At 67.2% G+C, this 17,416-nt stretch carries 17 protein-coding genes and 1 tRNA gene; 3 read left to right on the top strand and 15 right to left on the bottom strand.

Features of this window, described 5'->3' with window-relative positions; all coding sequences use genetic code 11:
- Window positions 1-136: 136 nt before the first annotated feature.
- A complete protein-coding gene (gene xseA, locus ACYX7E_RS10240; protein WP_462080480.1) occupies window positions 137-1,510 on the bottom strand; it encodes an exodeoxyribonuclease VII large subunit in 1,374 nt (457 codons plus the stop codon).
- A 60-nt stretch (window positions 1,511-1,570) separates the two neighbouring features.
- Here xseA and ispG point away from each other — a divergent pair, with 60 nt between their 5' ends.
- Both ispG and ACYX7E_RS10230 read left to right on the top strand, forming a co-directional pair.
- Window positions 1,571-2,875 carry a flavodoxin-dependent (E)-4-hydroxy-3-methylbut-2-enyl-diphosphate synthase gene (ispG, locus tag ACYX7E_RS10235; protein ID WP_462080479.1) on the top strand — a complete coding sequence of 435 codons (1,305 nt, stop codon included), beginning with the start codon at window positions 1,571-1,573 and terminating at the stop codon, window positions 2,873-2,875.
- Window positions 2,859-3,581, top strand: coding sequence for a phosphatase PAP2 family protein (locus ACYX7E_RS10230; protein ID WP_462080478.1), 723 nt, complete (start codon window positions 2,859-2,861; stop codon window positions 3,579-3,581). The genes ispG and ACYX7E_RS10230 overlap by 17 nt, the downstream gene beginning before the upstream one ends.
- A 178-nt stretch (window positions 3,582-3,759) precedes the next feature.
- Here ACYX7E_RS10230 and ACYX7E_RS10225 read toward each other — a convergent pair whose 3' ends face one another.
- Complete coding sequence (locus tag ACYX7E_RS10225) at window positions 3,760-4,677, bottom strand: GGDEF domain-containing protein (RefSeq protein WP_462080477.1); 918 nt, start codon at window positions 4,675-4,677, stop codon at window positions 3,760-3,762.
- Window positions 4,678-4,829: 152 nt separating this feature from the next.
- Between ACYX7E_RS10225 and ACYX7E_RS10220 the strand changes: the two genes are divergently transcribed.
- Complete coding sequence (locus tag ACYX7E_RS10220) at window positions 4,830-7,538, top strand: serine/threonine-protein kinase (RefSeq protein ID WP_462080476.1); 2,709 nt, start codon at window positions 4,830-4,832, stop codon at window positions 7,536-7,538.
- 51 nt (window positions 7,539-7,589) lie between these two features.
- Here the strand turns inward: ACYX7E_RS10220 and ACYX7E_RS10215 are convergent, their stop codons facing one another.
- The 13 genes from ACYX7E_RS10215 to ACYX7E_RS10155 form a co-directional block, all read right to left on the bottom strand.
- Window positions 7,590-8,459: a DMT family transporter gene (locus tag ACYX7E_RS10215; protein ID WP_462080636.1), complete on the bottom strand. Its 870-nt coding sequence runs from the start codon at window positions 8,457-8,459 to the stop codon at window positions 7,590-7,592.
- A 74-nt stretch (window positions 8,460-8,533) separates the two neighbouring features.
- Window positions 8,534-9,592, bottom strand: coding sequence for a UDP-N-acetylmuramate dehydrogenase (murB, locus tag ACYX7E_RS10210; RefSeq protein WP_462080475.1), 1,059 nt, complete (start codon window positions 9,590-9,592; stop codon window positions 8,534-8,536).
- Between the two features lie 11 nt (window positions 9,593-9,603).
- The gene (locus tag ACYX7E_RS10205) at window positions 9,604-10,659 is read right to left on the bottom strand and encodes a quinone-dependent dihydroorotate dehydrogenase (RefSeq protein ID WP_462080474.1); all 1,056 of its coding nucleotides are present in this window, start codon (window positions 10,657-10,659) and stop codon (window positions 9,604-9,606) included.
- Window position 10,660: 1 nt separating this feature from the next.
- Window positions 10,661-10,930, bottom strand: a complete 270-nt coding sequence (locus ACYX7E_RS10200; RefSeq protein WP_462080473.1) for a DUF4190 domain-containing protein — start codon at window positions 10,928-10,930, stop codon at window positions 10,661-10,663.
- A 140-nt stretch (window positions 10,931-11,070) separates the two neighbouring features.
- Window positions 11,071-12,606: an L-piperidine-6-carboxylate dehydrogenase gene (gene amaB / locus ACYX7E_RS10195; RefSeq protein ID WP_462080472.1), complete on the bottom strand. Its 1,536-nt coding sequence runs from the start codon at window positions 12,604-12,606 to the stop codon at window positions 11,071-11,073.
- Between the two features lie 75 nt (window positions 12,607-12,681).
- Window positions 12,682-12,758, bottom strand: a tRNA-Arg gene (locus ACYX7E_RS10190).
- Window positions 12,759-12,805: 47 nt separating this feature from the next.
- On the bottom strand, window positions 12,806-13,789 hold the full coding sequence (locus ACYX7E_RS10185; RefSeq protein ID WP_462080471.1) for a tyrosine-type recombinase/integrase: 984 nt from the start codon (window positions 13,787-13,789) through the stop codon (window positions 12,806-12,808).
- 374 nt (window positions 13,790-14,163) lie between these two features.
- Entirely contained in the window at window positions 14,164-14,754 is a 591-nt protein-coding gene (locus ACYX7E_RS10180; RefSeq protein WP_462080470.1) for an HNH endonuclease, read from the bottom strand.
- Entirely contained in the window at window positions 14,751-15,089 is a 339-nt protein-coding gene (locus tag ACYX7E_RS10175; protein WP_462080469.1) for a hypothetical protein, read from the bottom strand. The genes ACYX7E_RS10180 and ACYX7E_RS10175 overlap by 4 nt, the downstream gene beginning before the upstream one ends.
- The gene (locus ACYX7E_RS10170) at window positions 15,089-15,565 is read right to left on the bottom strand and encodes an XF1762 family protein (RefSeq protein WP_462080468.1); all 477 of its coding nucleotides are present in this window, start codon (window positions 15,563-15,565) and stop codon (window positions 15,089-15,091) included. The genes ACYX7E_RS10175 and ACYX7E_RS10170 overlap by 1 nt, the downstream gene beginning before the upstream one ends.
- Window positions 15,565-16,020: a Lar family restriction alleviation protein gene (locus ACYX7E_RS10165; protein ID WP_462080467.1), complete on the bottom strand. Its 456-nt coding sequence runs from the start codon at window positions 16,018-16,020 to the stop codon at window positions 15,565-15,567. Before ACYX7E_RS10165 ends, ACYX7E_RS10170 begins: the two co-directional genes overlap by 1 nt.
- On the bottom strand, window positions 16,017-16,580 hold the full coding sequence (locus ACYX7E_RS10160; protein WP_462080466.1) for an HNH endonuclease: 564 nt from the start codon (window positions 16,578-16,580) through the stop codon (window positions 16,017-16,019). Before ACYX7E_RS10160 ends, ACYX7E_RS10165 begins: the two co-directional genes overlap by 4 nt.
- Window positions 16,522-17,409 carry a hypothetical protein gene (locus ACYX7E_RS10155; protein ID WP_462080465.1) on the bottom strand — a complete coding sequence of 296 codons (888 nt, stop codon included), beginning with the start codon at window positions 17,407-17,409 and terminating at the stop codon, window positions 16,522-16,524. Before ACYX7E_RS10155 ends, ACYX7E_RS10160 begins: the two co-directional genes overlap by 59 nt.
- Window positions 17,410-17,416: the final 7 nt, after the last annotated feature.

Below are 17,416 nucleotides of genomic sequence, written 5' to 3'. Positions count from 1 at the left end.
GCTGAAAACATCTGCTGAAGACAAGGACGACGACAGCGACGACGACGACCCGTGCGCGATCACTGCGGCGGCGCCATCGGTGACAGCGTGATGTCTGCGGCGCGGCCCGTGCAGGCACGCCAGAGATTGGATCACATCAGCTGTCGTCGTCCCGTGGATGCTCAAGGGACTCGACCCTGAGCTGCAGTTGTCCATCGGCGAGCCGCGCGCTGACGCGCTCGCCGATCGTGGCGTCCTCGACGCGGCGCAGCACGCGGCCATCGGCATGCTGGACGATGGCATAGCCGCGCGCGACCGTTGCCAGCGGACTGACCGCCTCCAGTGATCGCGCCAGCCCGCGCAGATGCGCTGCATCGCCCTGCAGGCGTCGTGCGATCGCCGCCAGCGGGCGCGGTTGCAGCGCGGACAGACGTTCCTGGAGCGCCTCCAGGCGCCGCTGTGGGCGCGTCGCCTGCAGTACGGCCTGGACATGGCGCAGGCGTGCGCCGCGGTCCTGCAACTGCCGTTGCATCGCCGCGCGCAGCCGGCGCAGGGCGTCCTGCTGGCGCTGGTCCAACGCCTGCAGCCGTGCCTGCGGACGCAGTGCCTGCAGCCGCAGTCCCGCGCGATCCAGGCGCTGGTCGCGCTGCTGGGACTGGTGGCGTTGCAGGGCAGTGATCCTCCGCTGCAGGCCCGACAGCCGCTGCAGCAGGTCGATGCGGTCGGGCACCAGCAGCTCGGCGGCGGCCGATGGCGTCGGCGCGCGCAGGTCAGCGGCGAAATCGGTCAGGCTGAAGTCGGTCTCATGCCCGATCGCCGAGATGATCGGGACCGGCGAGGCGGCGACCGCGCGGGCCAGGGCCTCATCGTTGAAGGCCCACAGGTCCTCCAGCGAGCCACCGCCGCGTGCCAGTAGCAGCACGTCGTGGCGGCCGGCGGCGAAGGCGCGGCGCAGGGTCGCCAGGATCTGCGCAGCGGCGGTCGCGCCCTGCACCGGGACCGGCAGGATCTCGACCTCCAGCAGCGGGAAGCGCCGCGCCAGCACGCTCAGTACGTCGCGCACGGCCGCGCCCGAGGGCGAGGTCAGCACGCCCAGCCGGCGCGGGTAGGCCGGAAGCGGGCGCTTGCGGGCCGGGTCGAACAGGCCCTCGGCCTGCAACCGGGCCTTGAGCTGCTCGAACGCCCGCCGCAGCGCGCCTTCGCCGGCTTCCTCCAGGCTGTCGAGGATCAGCTGGTAGTCGCCGCGGGCCTCGTACAGCGTCAGACGGCCGCGTGCCAGCACTTTCAGGCCCTCGCGCGGCTGGAACGGCAGCCACTGGCTCTTGGGCTTGAACATGGCGCAACGCACCTGGGCGCGCGCATCCTTCAGCGTGAAATACAGGTGCCCGGACGCCGGGCGCGAGACATTGCCGAGCTCGCCTTCGACGAAGACCAGCGGAAACGTATCCTCGAGCAGGCTGCGGGCGAGGGTGTTGAGCTGGGTCGGGCTCAGGATCTCCCCGGTGATGGCCTGGTCTTGTGTCGCACTCATGCAGCCAGCATAAACGTTGGGCCACCCGTTCCGGTCCCTTGCACAGGTAAAATGACCGACATGTCCGTCCTGCCAGTCCATCCGTCCTCCAGCGATCCGGCCGTCGCCGCGCCGGGTTGCCTCCCGGCCGCCGCCTTCGGCCCCGCGTCGCGCCGACCCAAGCGCCAGGTGCGCGTGGGTGATGTGCTGGTCGGTGGCGACGCGCCGGTCGTCGTGCAGTCGATGACCAATACCGACACCGCCGACATCGCTTCGACCGCCAAGCAGATCGGCGAGCTGTGGCGCGCCGGCTCGGAGATGGTGCGCATCACCGTCAACAATCCCGAGTCCGCCGCCGCGGTGCCGCGGATCGTCGAGCGCCTGGCGATGCAGGGCATCACGGTGCCGATCATCGGCGACTTCCACTACAACGGCCACCAGCTGCTCAGCGGCGAGCCGGCCTGCGCCGAAGCGCTGGCCAAGTACCGCATCAATCCCGGCAACGTCGGCTTCGGCAAGAAGCGCGACACCCAGTTCGCGCAATTGATCGAATTCGCGATGCGCTACGACAAGCCGGTGCGCATCGGCGCCAACTGGGGCTCGCTGGACCAGTCGCTGGCCGCGCGCCTGATGGATGAGAACGCGCTGCGTGCCGACCCCTGGGATGCCGGCCGCGTGCTGCGTGAAGCGCTGATCCTGTCGGCGGTGGATTCTGCCGAACGCGCGGTCGAGCTGGGGCTGGCGCGCGAGCGCATCATCCTGTCGGCCAAGGTCAGCGGCGTGCAGGAGCTGATCGCGGTCTATCGCGACCTGTCGGCGCGCTGCGATTTCGCGCTGCACCTGGGCCTGACCGAGGCCGGTATCGGCAGCAAGGGCATCGTCGCCTCCAGCGCCGCGCTGGCGGTGCTGCTGCAGGAAGGCATCGGCGACACCATCCGCATCTCGCTGACGCCCGAGCCCGGCGCCTCGCGCACGCAGGAAGTGATCGTCGCGCAGGAACTGCTGCAGACCATGGGCCTGCGCGCGTTCACGCCGATGGTCACTGCCTGCCCGGGCTGCGGCCGTACCACCTCAGAGTTCTTCCAGGAGCTGGCCGGCGTGGTGCAGAACCATGTCCGCGAGCGCATGCCGGAATGGAAGATCACCCATCCCGGCGCCGAGAACATGACGCTGGCGGTGATGGGCTGCATCGTCAACGGGCCTGGCGAATCGCGCCACGCCAACATCGGCATTTCGCTGCCCGGCACCGGCGAGACACCGTCGGCACCGGTGTTCATCGATGGCGAGAAGGCCGTGACCCTGCGCGGCGAGAACATCGCCCATGACTTCGTCGCGCTGGTCGACGAGTACGTCGACAAGCGCTATGCCCTTGCGCGGACCGACTGACCCCGCCGACGCCGTCCGCGACGTCCTGCGCGGAGAATCCGAAGCCGGTCGCAGCCTCGTCGCGCGCCACGGCCGCTGGTTGCTGCTGCTATTCGCCGGCCTGCTGCTGCCGATGTGGGGCTTCCTGGAACTGGCCGATGAGGTCCGCGATGCCGAGGCCTTCGGCTTCGACGAGCCGATCCTGCTGTTCGCCAACCAGATGGCGCGCGACGGCTACGACACGGTGTTCCTGTTCTTCTCGGCGATCGGATATCAGTGGGGCGTGGTGCCGTTCGACATCGCGCTGGTGGCCTGCCTGGCCTGGCTGCGGCGATTCCGCGACAGCGTGTTCGCGGCCGTCACGCTCGGCGGCTCGGCGCTGTTGAACATGGCCAGCAAGGCGTTCTTCGCGCGCGATCGCCCGAGCCTGTGGGAATCGATCGCCCCCGAGCACAACTACAGTTTCCCCAGCGGCCATGCGATGGGATCGATGACGCTCGCGGTCGTGCTGGTGGCGCTGACCTGGTCGACCCGCTGGCGCTGGCCGGTGCTGGCGGCGATGCTGGTGTTTGTGCCGATGGTCGGTCTGTCGCGCATCTACCTGGGCGTGCATTACCCGTCCGACATCCTCGCCGGCTGGGCGGCCGCGCTGGCCTGGGCGGTGGGCGTGTACCTGGTGGTCTACCGCCGCGTCCGCAGCCCGCGTGGAACGCCGTCCACGCCGTAGCGGCAGCGCCCTGCAGGAGCGGCGAGGGTCGCGGCCAGGCGTAAGACCTGTTCGCAAGACCTGTTCGAGAGGCCTGTTCGAGACCGCCCCCTGTTCGAGCCAGCTGTTCGAGCCGCCTGCTCACGGCAACTGTTCACAGCAACGGTTCGCCTGGGCGGCAAGCGCCCGCCATGGCACCTCAACAGCCGTGGAGACGCACCCGGTTACGGCCCTCGTCCTTGGCCAGGTACAGCGCGGCGTCGGCGTCGGTCATCAGGGCGGCGCGCTGCGGGCGTCGCGGATCGAGCGCGGCGATACCAACGCTGACGGTGATCCTTTCGCGGGTATTGCCGGGAGAAAACTCCGCCGCTTCCACGGCCGCGCGCACGCGTTCGGCCAGCGCGGCCGCGGCCTGCGCATCGCATTCGGGCAGCAGGATCGCGAACTCCTCGCCGCCGATGCGGGCGGCCACGTCCTCGCTGCGGGCGAGCTCGGCGATCAGTTGCGCGATCTGGCGCAGCACGCCGTCGCCCGACAGGTGGCCATGGCGATCATTGACGGCCTTGAACAGGTCGACGTCGATGATGCACAGCGACAGCGGGCGCCGGTGCCGCGATGCGCGCGCGATTTCTTTCTCCATCAGTTCCAGGAAATGGCGGCGGTTGCACAGATCGGTCAGTGCGTCGTGGGTCGCGAGCTGGTAGATCTCTTCGTGGTAGGCCGCTTCGATGCTGGTCTGGCTGATGAACTTCAGCACGGTCTCGCCGATCGTCAACTGGTCGCCGTCGACCAGGATCGCCTCGGCGACGGCCTCGTCGTTGATCCGCGTGCGGTTGGTCGCGCCGAGGTCGCGCAGCCGGTAATGCTCGCCGTCGCGCAGGATCTCGCAATGCCGGCGCGACACGCTCTTGTGCGCGATCACCAGGTCGGCCTCGTCCGAGCGCCCGATCATCACCGGCGCATCGTGGATGTCGACGCGCCGTCCCAGGCCCTCGCCATGGATCACCACCACGCAGGCCGAGCGCGGCGACGGCCGGTGCGGGCCGCTCGTCATCATCGTGCGCTGCGTGGTTTCGGAAGGGCCTGTGCGGTGCGGCATCAGCTGCGGGAGAGGCATCGGAGACGGGTGCTGTGGGAAGTGTAACCGTGGAATCCGCCCTCCGCGGCCGCTGCGGCGGTGTCGCGAGGCGGCCAGGCGATAGAATGCGCTGCGGCCAGGCGCTTGGCCGGCATGCAGGCATCTGCGGTACTTGGGGGCAGGGGATGGCAATGAACGGTTCGGAAGATCCTGACAGCACGCAACTGCTGGCCACGCGTTCGCCTTCCGGTCGCGGCGACGCGGGCGAGGCTGGCGATGCGATCGCACCCGGGACCCGGCTGGGGCGCTACCGGATCGGCGAACTGCTCGGTCGCGGCGGCATGGGCGAGGTCTACCGCGCCGACCAGCTCGAACCGGTCCGCCGCACCGTCGCGATCAAGATCATGCGCAACCGTCGGCTGGATGCTCGCCACCTGGCCTACTTCGAGGTCGAGCGCCAGCTGCTGGCGCAGATGCGGCACCCGGCGATCGCGCAGATCTTCGACGCCGACTCCACGCCCGAGGGCTATCCGTTCTTCGCGATGGAGTTCATCGCCGGCACGCCGCTGACCCGCTACTGCGAGGCGCATGGGCTGTCGCTGCGCGAACGCCTGGGCCTGTTCATCCGCGTCTGCGAAGGCGTGCAGCACGCGCACCAGAAGGGCGTGATCCATCGCGACCTGAAGCCGGGTAACCTGCTGGTTGACGATGTCGACGGACAGCCGGCGCCGAAGATCATCGACTTCGGCATCGCCACCGCCTCGTCCGCGCTCGAGGGCCGGGAAATCGCCGGCACGCCCGAATACATGAGCCCGGAGCAGGCCGACGGCGACAAGTCGCTGATCGACACCCGCAGCGATGTCTATTCGCTGGGCGTGGTGCTGTTCGAACTGATCACCGGGCAACGGCCGGCGATGGCCGGCGAAACCCTGGCCGGTGCGCGCCAGTCGTTGCGCCTGCCGTCCGCGGCGTTGGAAACGCTGCCGCCCGAACAGGCGCGCCAGGTCGCGCGCGTGCAGGGCTATCCGCTGGCCGGCATGCGGCGGCTGCTGCGCGGCGAACTCGACTGGGTGGTCTCGCGCGCGATGGCGCACGAACGTGCCGCACGCTATCCCAGCGCGGCGGCGCTGGCCGAAGACCTGCAGCGTTTCCTCGATGGCGACGTCGTGCAAGCGGTGCCGCCGGGCCGGCGCTACCTGTGGGGACGTTTCGTGCATCGCCATCGCGGCGCGCTGGTCGCCGCCAGCATGGTGCTGGTGGCCTTGCTGGGCGGGCTGGCGATGTCGGTCTATGGCCTGATGCAGGCGCGCGAGCAGCGCGCCATCGCCGAGGCGCGCAGCATGGAGCTGGGTAAGGTCGCCGCGTTCCAGCAGTCGATGCTGGAGTCGATCGATATCGAGGCGATGGGACTGGACCTGGCCGACGGCCTGCGCGCGCAGATCGGTGAGGCGATGCCCGAGGCCTTGCCGGCGTTCGAGCAGGCCCTGGTGCACGCCAGTGCCGCCGATCTTGCCCGCGGCCTGGTCGACGACAACATCCTGGCCGGCGCCGAACACGCGATCGCGCGCAATTTTTCCGACGAGCCTGCCCTGGCGACCGACCTGCGCGAATCGGTGGCGAGCGTGCGCGAGGCGCTGGGGCTGCATGCCGCCGCAGCGGCGGGCTTTGGCGTGGTCGCCGATGAGCGCGGCAAGCGCCTGGGCGATGCCGATGCACAGACCCTGCACGCGCGCAGCCTGCAGATCTCTGCACTGCTGGCCGCGCGCGAGGCCGCGGCGGCGATGGTGCTGATCGAGCGCGTGCTGCCGCAGGCCGCGCGCCTGGGCAAGGGCGACCCACGCCGGGTCGAACTGTATTTCAGCCAGGCGCAGGCGATCGCGGAGTTGGGCGATTGGCCGCGTGCGCGCGAACGCCTGGAAGCCCTACATGCCGACAGCGTACGCCACCTGGGCGAGGCCAATGTGCTGACGTCGCGGATCGCGATGGCGCATGCCCGCCTGATCGCGAAGATGGGAGAGCCGGGTACGGCCCGGCAGATGGTGGAAGCGCTGGCACAGTCGCAGATCGCCGAGCTGGGCAAGGAGGATCCGGCGACGCTGGACACCTTGTCGACGCTGGCGATGTTGCGCGCGATGAGTCGCGACCACGACGCCTCAGTGTCGCTGCAGCAGGAACTGGTCGCGATCCAGACCCGGCGACTCGGTGCCGAGCATCCGGCGACGCTGGCCCAGCGCATCAACCTGGGCAACATGCTGACCGATGCCGGCCGCAACGACGAGGCGCTGCCGGTGCTGGAATCCGCGGTCAAGGCGATGGTTCGCGTGCGTGGCCCGCAGCATGCGCAGACCCTGCGCGCGCAACTGAACCTGTCGTCGACCTATGCGCGCATGCAGCAGTTCGATCGCGCGATCCCGCTGCAGGAGCAGGTCGCACAGGTGCGCACGCGCTTGCTGGGGCCGCGCCATCCCGATACGCTGTTCATCCAGTTGAACCGGCCGATGACCCTGAGCCAGGCCGGGCGGCCGCACGAAGCGCTGGACCTGGTCGCGCAGATGCTGCCGGTCGCCTTGGAGGTACTCGGCGGACAGCATCCCCAGGTGCACGGCGCGCTGAAGTTCCAGGCCGCCGATGCGCAGGCCGTGGGCGACAACGCCCTGATGATCGCCAGCTCGCGCCAGTTGCTGGCGCTGCAGGAACAGTTCAAGGGCGTCGACGATCCGGACACGGTCGACACCGCGCTGCTGCTGGAGACGCGCCTGCGGGGGCTGCGCCAGGTGGCCGAAGCCGACGCGGTGCACCAGCGTTACGTGACCGCGTTGCTGTCGCGCGACCTGGCGACCTTGTCGGAGGACCAACGCGAGCTGGTGGCCGATATCAGGGCCGATGCGAAAAAGCGCTGAGGCGCTCCAGCCGTCCACGGGCTGCGTGCCCCGACCGCAGGACCCGCATCGTCACTCGCCGGGCTTGGCCGCCTCCAGCGGCGCATGCGTGGATGCCTGGCGCGCCAGCACCGCCTCGCGATGCGCGATGTAGGCATTGGACAGCAGGATGATCGACGCACCGATGACGGTCCAGCGGTCGATGCTTTCGCCGAACAGCGCCCAGCCGAAGAACGCGACCAGCGGCAGCTGGGTGAAGCTGATCGGCTGCAAGGCCGACACTTCGCCGAGCCGCAACGCACGCGTCCACAGCAATTGCCCCAGCGTGCCGAAGATGCCGGTCGCGATCAGCCAGACCCAGGCCATGCCATGCGGCCAGACCCACTGGAACAGTGCCGGCACCAGCGACATCGGTACCCAGAACGCGTAGGTGAAGAACACCACGGTGTCGGGCGGGTCGAGGCGGGCGAGCTGCTTGATCTGGATCGCGACCACGGCGCTGATCACCGCCGCCAGCACCGCGACCAGCATGCCGGCGGTGAACGCGCTGCTCCACGGGCGCAGGATCACCATGACGCCGATGAAGCCGGCCGCGACCGCCGCCCAGCGCCGGATCCGGACCTGCTCGCCGAGGAACAGCACCGCGGCGATGGTCACGAAGATCGGCGTCGAATACGACAGCGAGATCGCCTGCGACAGCGGCAGGTGGCCGATTGCCCAGAAGCCGCACAGCATCGACGCCAGGCCGATCACGGTGCGCACCAGATAGCGGCCGATGTGTTGCGTGCGCGGCAATGGCTTGCCAGGACGCAGCACGATCGGCAGCAGCGCGAGCAGGCCGAACAGGTTGCGGAAGAACGCGATCTCGGTGGTCTCGATCGTCGCCGAGGCCAGGCGGATGGTGATCACCATCACCGCGAAGGCCAGGGTGCTGCCCAGCATCAGCAGGGCGGCGCGGCCGGGTTGCGAACGGGGCACCCAGGTACGCGCGGGCGTGGCCCTGGGGGAGAGCTGGCCTACCATGCGGCACCGACGATCCGCGGCTCGGGTTCGATGGCGACGCCGAAACGCTGCTGCACCGAGGCGGCGATCGCGCGCGCCAGCGCCAGCAGGCCGGCACCGCTGGCCCTGCCGTGGTTGACCAGCACCAGCGCGTGCTGGGCGGCGACGCCGGCATCGACATCGATCGCACCGTCGACGCCGCGATAGCCCTTCCAGCCGCATTGCTCGATCAGCCACGCGGCCGAGAGTTTGGCGGTGCTGGCGTCGCGGCCGGGATAGACCGGGAACGCGGGATGCGCCGCACGCAGCGGTTCCAGCTGGGCCAGCGGGATGATCGGATTCTTGAAGAAGCTGCCGGCGTTGCCGATGCGTTCGGGGTCGGGCAGCTTGCGCCGGCGCAGCGCGCAGACCGCATCGGCCACGTCATGCGGCGTGGGATCGTCGATCCGCATCGAGGCCAGCTCGTCGCCGATGCCGGCATAGTCCAGCCGCAATCGCGGCACCAGCGGCAGCGCGAATTCGACCGCCATGACGATGTGGCGGTCGGGCTGCTGCTTGAACACGCTGTCGCGATAGCCGAACGCGCACTGCTGGCGGTCGCGGCGCTGGATCTGGCCGGTCTCGCGGTCCAGCGATTCCACCGCGTGGATGCTGTCCTTGATCTCGACGCCGTAGGCGCCGATGTTCTGGATCGGCGCAGCGCCGACGGTACCCGGGATCAGCGCCAGGTTCTCCAGGCCGGACAGGCCCTGGTCCAGCGTCCACGCCACCAGCGCATGCCAGCCGAGGCCGGCCTCAGCGCGCACGATGGCGTTGTCGGGGCAGCGTTCGACGATCGACACGCCCTGTGCGGCGATCGCGATGACCACGGCGTCGGGATCGGCGGCGAACAGCAGGTTGCTGCCGCCGCCCAGCAGCAGCAACGGGCGGTCCCGCAGGGCGGGCTGTTCGAGCAGGGCCGGCAGGGCGTCCAGCGCCAGCAGTTCGGCCAGCAGGGGCGCGCTGGCCGGGAGGTGGAAGGTGTTGCGTGCGCCAAGGTCGGCATGCTCGACCAGGCGGAACCCCGTACTCATGAATTGGCTCGTTACAGGTTGGGGAGGTTGCCGCGGCTGGGTGCTTCCTTGCGTCGGCGGATCGCCTCGACGCATTCTCCGATCAGCCTCGGCCCGCGATACACCAGTCCGCTGTAGCACTGCACCAGTGACGCACCGGCGGCCATCTTCTTGACCGCGTCGGCGCCCGACAGGATGCCGCCGACGCCGATCAGCGGGATCGACTCGGGCATCCGCGTGCGCAGCATCCGCAGCACTGCGGTCGATTTGTCCATCAATGGCGCGCCCGACAGCCCGCCGGTCTCGCGCGAATGCCGGTGCTCCTGCACGCTGATCCGCGAGACCGTGGTGTTGGTCGCGATCACGCCATCGACCTGCAGGTCCGACAGCACGCGCGCCGCCGCGTCGACATCGTCGTCGGACAGGTCGGGCGCCACCTTGACCAGCATCGGCACGCGCTTGCCGTGCTGCGCGGCCAGGCGTTCCTGCGCATCGCGCAACGTGCCCATCAGCTTGCGCAGGAACTGCTCTTCCTGCAGCTCGCGCAGGCCGGCGGTATTGGGCGAGGAGATGTTGATGGTGATGTAGTCGGCCAGCGGGTACACCCGTTCCAGGCAAAACAGATAGTCGGACTCGGCCGATTCGTTGGGCGTGTGCTTGTTCTTGCCGATATTGATGCCGAGGATGCCGCTGCGGTGGCGGACGCGCTCGACATTGCGTACCAGTGCATCGACGCCGGCATTGTTGAAGCCCAGCCGGTTGATGACGCCGCGATGGCTGGGCAGGCGGAACATCCGGGGCTTGGGGTTGCCGTCCTGCGGCTGCGGCGTGACCGTGCCGACTTCGACGAAACCGAAGCCGAGCGCGAACAGCGCGTCGATGTACTCGCCGTTCTTGTCCAGCCCGGCGGCCAGGCCGACCGGATTGGGGAACTCCAGCCCCAGCACGCGCGTCGGCAGCGGCGTCGGCCTGCGCGCCAGCAGGGGCGTCAATCCGAGCCGGTAGGCGGCCTGCAGCGAAGACAGGGTGACGCCGTGGGCACGCTCGGCATCGAGGGCGAACAGCAGGGGACGGGTCAGCGCATACACGTCAGCTGTTCAGTCCGAACCAGACCAACCCGCCGAAGAACAGCAGCATGGCCGCAATCGCCAGCAGCGTGACCACCAGCATCGAGTAACCCAGGATCAGGCCGGCCAGCGCCATGCCGTCGCCTTCGAGGCGCTCGGGCTCGCGGCGGATCTCGGCGCGGGCCAGGTGGCCGGTGATGATGGCGACGATGCTGCCCAGCCAGGGTACCAGGGTCCATCCGAGCAACCCCGATACGAGGGCGACGATCGCGAGTGTGCTGGTCTGTCTCATGCTGACGGGTCTCTCGACGGATACGGTGCGAACCTGCCGGTCAGGTCATCGTACCGGCATTGCGGTGGCCTGGGTCGTGACGACGCAGGCCCCACGGAAGCGGTGCCCGGGCCCGATGGGGCGGCCCGGGCGGGTCGCGATCAGAAATCGAACTTGATGCCCTGGGCCAGCGGCAGCGCGTCGGAGTAGTTGATCGTGTTGGTCTGGCGACGCATGTACGCGCGCCACGCGTCCGAACCGGACTCGCGGCCACCGCCGGTTTCCTTCTCGCCGCCGAACGCGCCGCCGATCTCGGCACCCGAGGTGCCGATGTTGACGTTGGCGATGCCGCAGTCGGAACCAGCCGCGGACAGGAACGCCTCGGACGCCTTCAGGTTGGTCGTGAAGATCGACGACGACAGGCCCTGCGGCACGTCGTTCTGCAGCGTCAGCGCCTCATCGAGGTCGTTGAACTTCATCACGTACAGGATCGGCGCGAAGGTCTCGGTCTGGACCACTTCGGCATCGTTGGACAGGCCGGTGACGATCGTCGGCAGCACGAAGTTGCCGGCACGGTCGTCGAGCGCGCGGCCACCGGTCTCGATCTTGCCGCCGCTGGCCTTGGCCTTGGCGACCGCATCGAGGTAGCCCTTGACCGCATCCTGGCTGTTCAGCGGGCCCATCAGGTTGGCCGGATCGGTGGGGTCGCCGATCTTCTTCTCGACCTGCTGGTAGGCAGAGACCAGCTTGGCCAGCACTTCGTCGTAGCGCGAGGCATGCACGAACAGGCGGCGCGTGGTGGTGCAGCGCTGGCCGGCCGTGCCGACGGCGCCGAACACGATCGCCGGGATCGCCAGCTTCAGCTCGGCGGTTTCGTCGACGATGATCGCGTTGTTGCCGCCCAGCTCGAGCAGGCTGCGGCCCATGCGCTGGGCGACGCGCTCGCCGACCTGGCGACCGATCTTGGTCGAACCGGTGAAGCTGATCAGCCCGACGCGCTTGTCGTCGACGAACTGCTGGGCCAGGTCGCTGCCGGCATCGTTGAACATGAAGAACAGGTCCGGGAAGCCGCCCTTGCGGAGGGCTTCATTGCAGATCTTCAGCGATGCGATCGCCGACAGCGGCGTCTTCGGCGACGGCTTCCAGATGCAGATGTCGCCGCAAACCGCTGCTACGAACGCGTTCCAGGCCCAGACCGCGACCGGGAAGTTGAACGCGCTGATGATGCCGACCAGGCCCAGCGGGTGCCATTGCTCGTACATGCGGTGGCCCGGGCGCTCGGAATGCATGGTCAGGCCGTACAGCTGGCGCGACAGGCCGACCGAGAACTCGCCGATGTCGATCATTTCCTGGACTTCGCCGTCGCCCTCGGGCTTGGACTTGCCCATTTCCAGCGCGACCAGCGAACCCAGCGCGTCCTTGTGCGTGCGCAGCGCGTCCGCACACAGGCGGATGGCCTCGCCACGGCGCGGGGCCGGGGTCGTGCGCCAGATCTTGAACGCAGCCTGGGCGCGCTCGACGATCAGCGCGTAGTCGGCTTCCGACGACGCCTGCACGCGCGCCAGCACGTCGCCATTGCTCGGGTTGATCGGTTCGATGACGCCGGCGTCGGAGGTCTTGGACCACTCCCCGCTGCCGAGATAGGTGCCCGATTCGTTGGCGGTCAGACCGAGTGCGGCAAGGACAGGGTGGGTCATGGAACAAGCTCTCCCAGAGATTGCAGGCCGGGATGGCGTGCCCGTTGGCAGCGCGTCCCGGCCGGTTGGCGAAGGTGGTGACCCCGATACGATTCGAACGTACGACCTGTCCCTTAGGAGGGGACCGCTCTATCCAGCTGAGCTACGGGGCCATGCGGGTTGGTGGTAGTGCCTGTGCAGTTGCTGTGCAGTTTCTGCGTCAGAACTTCAACTTCCCCACCGCTTCAGGCGCCCCGTCTGGCGAGAGATGTGCGTACATCTCAGTCGTCTTCTGGTCCGCGTGACCGGCGAGTAATTGTATCCGCCTCAGGGGTACCCCGGCCATTGCCAGATGCGCGCAGAACGTGTGCCGGAGCCGGTGAAGGCTGCCGCCGACCCCGGCCTCCCGGGCATCGGCCGCGAACCAGTCACCCAGCGTGTCGGGGTGGCAGGGGGCGATTCGGTCTGGCAGCTCCATTAGGCTGGCCTCGGCGGCGGCGTTCAGCGGGATTTCGCGCCAGGCCCCGGACTTGGTCCTGCCGGCGCCGGTCGCGTCGGGGTCGGATTCGACCCGTATCACCGTCATCTGGCCGTCCGCGACAACGTGCAGCGACTGCACAACCCGGACAGCCTCGCTACGCCTGAGGCCCGTGCAGGCCAGGAATCTCCACAGCGGGCCACGGCGGGTCTTGGACAGCTTGGCGACCTCGGCCACGGTGTAGAAGCGCACGGCCACGGAGCGCACGCCGCGCGGCGCTTGGACATGCTCGACCGGGTTGACGTCCAGCTCGCCCCACGCGATCCCGCGCTTGAACGCCGCCTTGAACCTGCGCAGCTCTTTGCCGACCGTCTCCCTAGCGTGGGTTTTGAGCCTGTCGGCTTTCCAGGCTTCGACCTCGGCCGCCCGGATCGTGTCGATCGGCCGGTGACCGAAGGTCCGCAAGAAGGGCTTGATCTCCTTCAGCAGGCCCTTATGCGTCGTCGGGTGGTCGGCCTTGTACCACTCGGCATAGAAGTCCATGAACTGCTGAACCGTGGGCAGGCGCGGCAGGATCCTCACGCCATGCTCTAGCTCGGCCTCTTTCGCGGAACGTATGGTCTCTGCCGCGCTGGCCGCAATTGAGCCAAGGGATTGCCTGACCTGGCGACCATTCTCGCTCCAGCTGAGATACCAGGATTTGCCGCGGAGGTAGATGGTTGCCATTCGGGACAGGTCGCAATCGCAGAGTAGAGGTCGGCTCGGGCGTACAGCTTCTTGCCGAAGGCGCGCTTGGGTGAGATGCCGAGCTTGGCGTATCCCTCACGGAAGTTCGACAGTGACACGCCGCAATACTCGGCGGCCTCGGCTTCTGTGAACCAGTCCTTGCCTTCGAGGCGGATCGGATCGGTTGAGGCCATCACCCCCTCTCCTTCGGCGGGGCGGGGATCTCAGCCCAGTGAGTCGGGGGGAACTTGTGAGGCCATCTCGGGAATGTCCCGTCGTCCTCAGCCCATCCCGTCCATGGGTCGGTGACGTATCCATTGGGTCCGTCGTTCGATATCAGCAAAATCACTTTCCTGCGTCCGAACGGCGCGCTATCAATCGTTCTCCACTCGCTCATCACATCCCCCGGTAGTTGCGGCGCCAGCGTTCGACAGCAAGTGCCCATCAGGCATAAACGTGTGGACAGGCCGCTTCGCTTCCACATATGCCGCTGCAGCTGACTCCTCGGTGTCAAAGAAGCCAAGGGAGATGCGCTTGCAGTCTGGTGGTTGAATCCTCGCTTGCCATTTCGATGCGGATTTGCTCCATGAAACGCCCATGAAACGGCTGGATGCGGGCGGCTTCTGCTTTCGTCTGTTCTGCTGATTCAGGCTTCCGGTCGCCTCTCTCAGGTTCGATATCCTGTTGTTCCCAGGATCGCCATCGACGTGATCGATCTGATGTGTCGGCCACACGCCATTCACTACCGCCCACGCAGCCCGGTGAGCCAGAACGTTCTTCTTTCTTCCGCCCACTGTGATCTTCAAGACCGCGTAGCCATCCTTTCGCTTCGTTCCAGCGATGCTCCAATGGCGACTACCAGGCTTCGGCCTGCGAAATAAGTTGCCTGTATCCGGGCAGTAAGCGAGAGTCTTCTGTATCTCGATAAGAAGCTCGGACTCATCAATATTGTGCCTGATCTTCACGACCGCTCCCGCTGGGGGATGGCGGCGTCGATTACAGCGTCCATCTCTATTGCCGGGTTAGGGGCAACATAGCGGGGGAATGGGAGGTTTACGGCTTCGAACCGCGCCCGATCCTTTCCCGAAATGATGCAGAACTTTCGACGCAGCCACCGATACCTCGCAGCATCCTCCGCATCCCTCCCGCCAGCATCGGGCGTGCTCGTGCGCAGGGCGGCTTCGATGGCGCGGAGGGCGTCGTCAACGTCCACCATCCGACCGTCTTCGTTGAAAGCGGCGTTGGTGAGTCCGGTGATGTCACCGAGCAACTCGCGGGCCTTCTGTTTGATGTCCGACATCACCCCACCTCCGGCTTGGCGGCGTCGGGCCACGCGCCCCATCCGTACGCGACCTTGTCTTCAGTCGGATGCTTATCCGTTCGCGGTCGCGATGGCGAGTCCCAGCTGCGACCCTTGACGGCCCACAGTCGTTTCCATCCCGACGCGCGCAAGCTCCCGCCATCTTCAGAAGCAAGGATGTAGGTCAGGCCGCGCCGGAAGCCCTTGGCCTTGGCAGCGCGCATCGACGCGCCGTAGAGCATTGAACATGCGTTCGGCGATCCATCGGTACAAAGACGAGTGACCTCGCAAGTCAGACCATCGTCCAGCTCTCTGGATACGGGCCGCCCAACCGTCGCAACGCCGACAAGTTCGCCGGCATCGTCGTGGACGCCGTGCGCCCACATGAACCCGGTGGGCACGCCGTGGTGGCGGTGATGCTCCCGGATGAACGGACGCGCGTCGTCGCGCTTCACTGGCCGCAATTCGAGGGACATCACGCACCCCCAGCCGAGTCAGCGTCTGGCTTTCGCTTCGCAAGCATCATCAGGGCGGCCGTAAGCGCCCCCTTGTCGCGTCCAACATGACCAATCACGCCTACCCGCACCGGCTTAACTGGCGCAACTGAGTCAGCGCGGGGCGAGAGGGCGGCATCTGAAACGAACGTGCGCGCATCATCGAATGCGCAGCGGGCATCGATACCGCTCAGCACCCCGCCAAGATCGTGCCTCTCGACCCATTCAGCGATATCGGCGTCGGTGACATCCACCCCGCCGGCCGCGCGCTCTGCTCGGCGGTTCCAGGCTGCGATGTTTCCTTCAAGCGTGCCGGTAGCATTGCCTGCGCTTGCTCCGCAGTCATCGCACGCCGGTCCTGCGCTATTCGAGCTGGCCCAACCCTTCTCGTCGATGCTCGTGCTGCCACAAAACGGGCACGGCTTCAGTTCAGTCATGACTGTCTCCTTTCGGGCTGGCGGGGTACGGTGTCGGGATGAAGCAATGCTGCCGCTCTCTCGTAAGCTTCGGATGCAACGGAAGCGTCATCGAACATGCCTAGGTGAATTCGCTTCCCGTCTACCTTGATGGTCGCCTTCCACTTCCCCCAATCGCGGGACACGCCCCTGTATCCGCTCGTATTGTTGGGACGCATGGGGTGGCGACGCGCGTTGACCTCCCGGCTCACTACGCGGAGATTTGAGATCCTGTTGTTGGACTTGCATCCGTCAATGTGGTCAATCTCGCCATCAGGGATACAGCCGTGGACATACATCCAGGCAAGCCGATGAGCCAAGTAGTCTCGCCCGTCCACGCAGATCTTGATGTAGCCGTTTGAGTGCTTTGATCCGGCAACCAGTCCGGGTGAGTTGCCTCGTACTGAGTGCCTCCATTGGAAGTGACCAGTATCGGCACAGTAGGAGAGCTTCTCGCGCAGCCGTTCTTCAGTAACGTGCGGCCTACTGTTCACTGTCGCCTCCCGATTCCGGCGCGGGCGCGGCGACCAAACCGCGCGCATCCTCGGAATGGTCAGCGGCGGTCAGGGCGGGATGAACGAGAGGCTCCCATACACCTGATTTGCGGCGCACGTCCTCGATCACGCTGTCGAGGATCGGCCCTTCCACACCACCGTCGCTGCGATAACGAATCCAGGCTACCACTCGGGCATCATCGCCGGCAGCGGGCTGGTGGCGACCGTTGTAGAGGTCGTACAGGCGTTTCCCCGCAGCATCAACAGCGATTGCGTTGTCGGAATCCTTGCCGTGCCGAATCGCCTCTAGCTCGTACTCCCTCATTGCGAGGTCGAAGGCAGAGTCGTCACCAAGCGCCACTGACTTCTGCTGCTGCTCGCTCGCCAGCTCTGCGCCGACGCGAGCTATCGCGGCATCCTGTGCGGCTTGGATGTCGGGCTGCTCGCTCAGTGCAGGCGGCCGACGACCGGCCATCTTCTCAATTTCGGCTGCCAGCTGCATCAGGTGCTCAAAGTTGAATCGCTGTTCGCCACCGGTCGGCCGGTCGTTGCGCGCAAGGAAGCGCAGCGCCTCGGGAACCGTCTTGTCGCACCCGTTGAGCCACCGAGCAGGCTCACTCAGGGTAAGGCGATGTAGGCGGCCAATCTCAGCGCCGGCTTCCTCGTGGGTAGCGACACCCAACATGTCGAGCAGGTGCGCGTGCATCTGCGAAGGCTCGCTCAGGGTGCGGAGGCGGGCGGCGATTCGATCAAGCTGGTTGGCGAACTTTGCAGCATCGAATTGCTCCATGAATTCTGGTGTGCGAAGTAGCGCGGACTGAACTTTCAGTTCGTGCTCAACGCTGACTGGGCGGGCGTCCGTCATCTGGTCCGTCATGTCTGTG

This window comes from Luteimonas sp. RIT-PG2_3 (assembly GCF_054902115.1).
This window is presented reverse-complemented; position numbering and strand designations above follow the sequence as displayed.

Bases quoted from the DNA above. Each gene is read 5' to 3' on its own strand.
- xseA (WP_462080480.1), bottom strand. From the start codon at position 1,510: ATGAGTGCGACACAAGACCAGGCCATCACCGGGGAGATCCTGAGCCCG.
- ispG (WP_462080479.1), top strand. From the start codon at position 1,571: ATGTCCGTCCTGCCAGTCCATCCGTCCTCCAGCGATCCGGCCGTCGCC.
- ACYX7E_RS10225 (WP_462080477.1), bottom strand. From the start codon at position 4,677: ATGCCTCTCCCGCAGCTGATGCCGCACCGCACAGGCCCTTCCGAAACC.
- ACYX7E_RS10220 (WP_462080476.1), top strand. From the start codon at position 4,830: ATGAACGGTTCGGAAGATCCTGACAGCACGCAACTGCTGGCCACGCGT.
- ACYX7E_RS10215 (WP_462080636.1), bottom strand. From the start codon at position 8,459: ATGCTGGGCAGCACCCTGGCCTTCGCGGTGATGGTGATCACCATCCGC.
- murB (WP_462080475.1), bottom strand. From the start codon at position 9,592: ATGAGTACGGGGTTCCGCCTGGTCGAGCATGCCGACCTTGGCGCACGC.
- ACYX7E_RS10200 (WP_462080473.1), bottom strand. From the start codon at position 10,930: ATGAGACAGACCAGCACACTCGCGATCGTCGCCCTCGTATCGGGGTTG.
- amaB (WP_462080472.1), bottom strand. From the start codon at position 12,606: ATGACCCACCCTGTCCTTGCCGCACTCGGTCTGACCGCCAACGAATCG.
- ACYX7E_RS10185 (WP_462080471.1), bottom strand. From the start codon at position 13,789: ATGGCAACCATCTACCTCCGCGGCAAATCCTGGTATCTCAGCTGGAGC.
- ACYX7E_RS10175 (WP_462080469.1), bottom strand. From the start codon at position 15,089: ATGTCGGACATCAAACAGAAGGCCCGCGAGTTGCTCGGTGACATCACC.
- ACYX7E_RS10170 (WP_462080468.1), bottom strand. From the start codon at position 15,565: ATGTCCCTCGAATTGCGGCCAGTGAAGCGCGACGACGCGCGTCCGTTC.
- ACYX7E_RS10165 (WP_462080467.1), bottom strand. From the start codon at position 16,020: ATGACTGAACTGAAGCCGTGCCCGTTTTGTGGCAGCACGAGCATCGAC.
- ACYX7E_RS10160 (WP_462080466.1), bottom strand. From the start codon at position 16,580: ATGCGCGCGGTTTGGTCGCCGCGCCCGCGCCGGAATCGGGAGGCGACA.
- ACYX7E_RS10155 (WP_462080465.1), bottom strand. From the start codon at position 17,409: ATGACGGACCAGATGACGGACGCCCGCCCAGTCAGCGTTGAGCACGAA.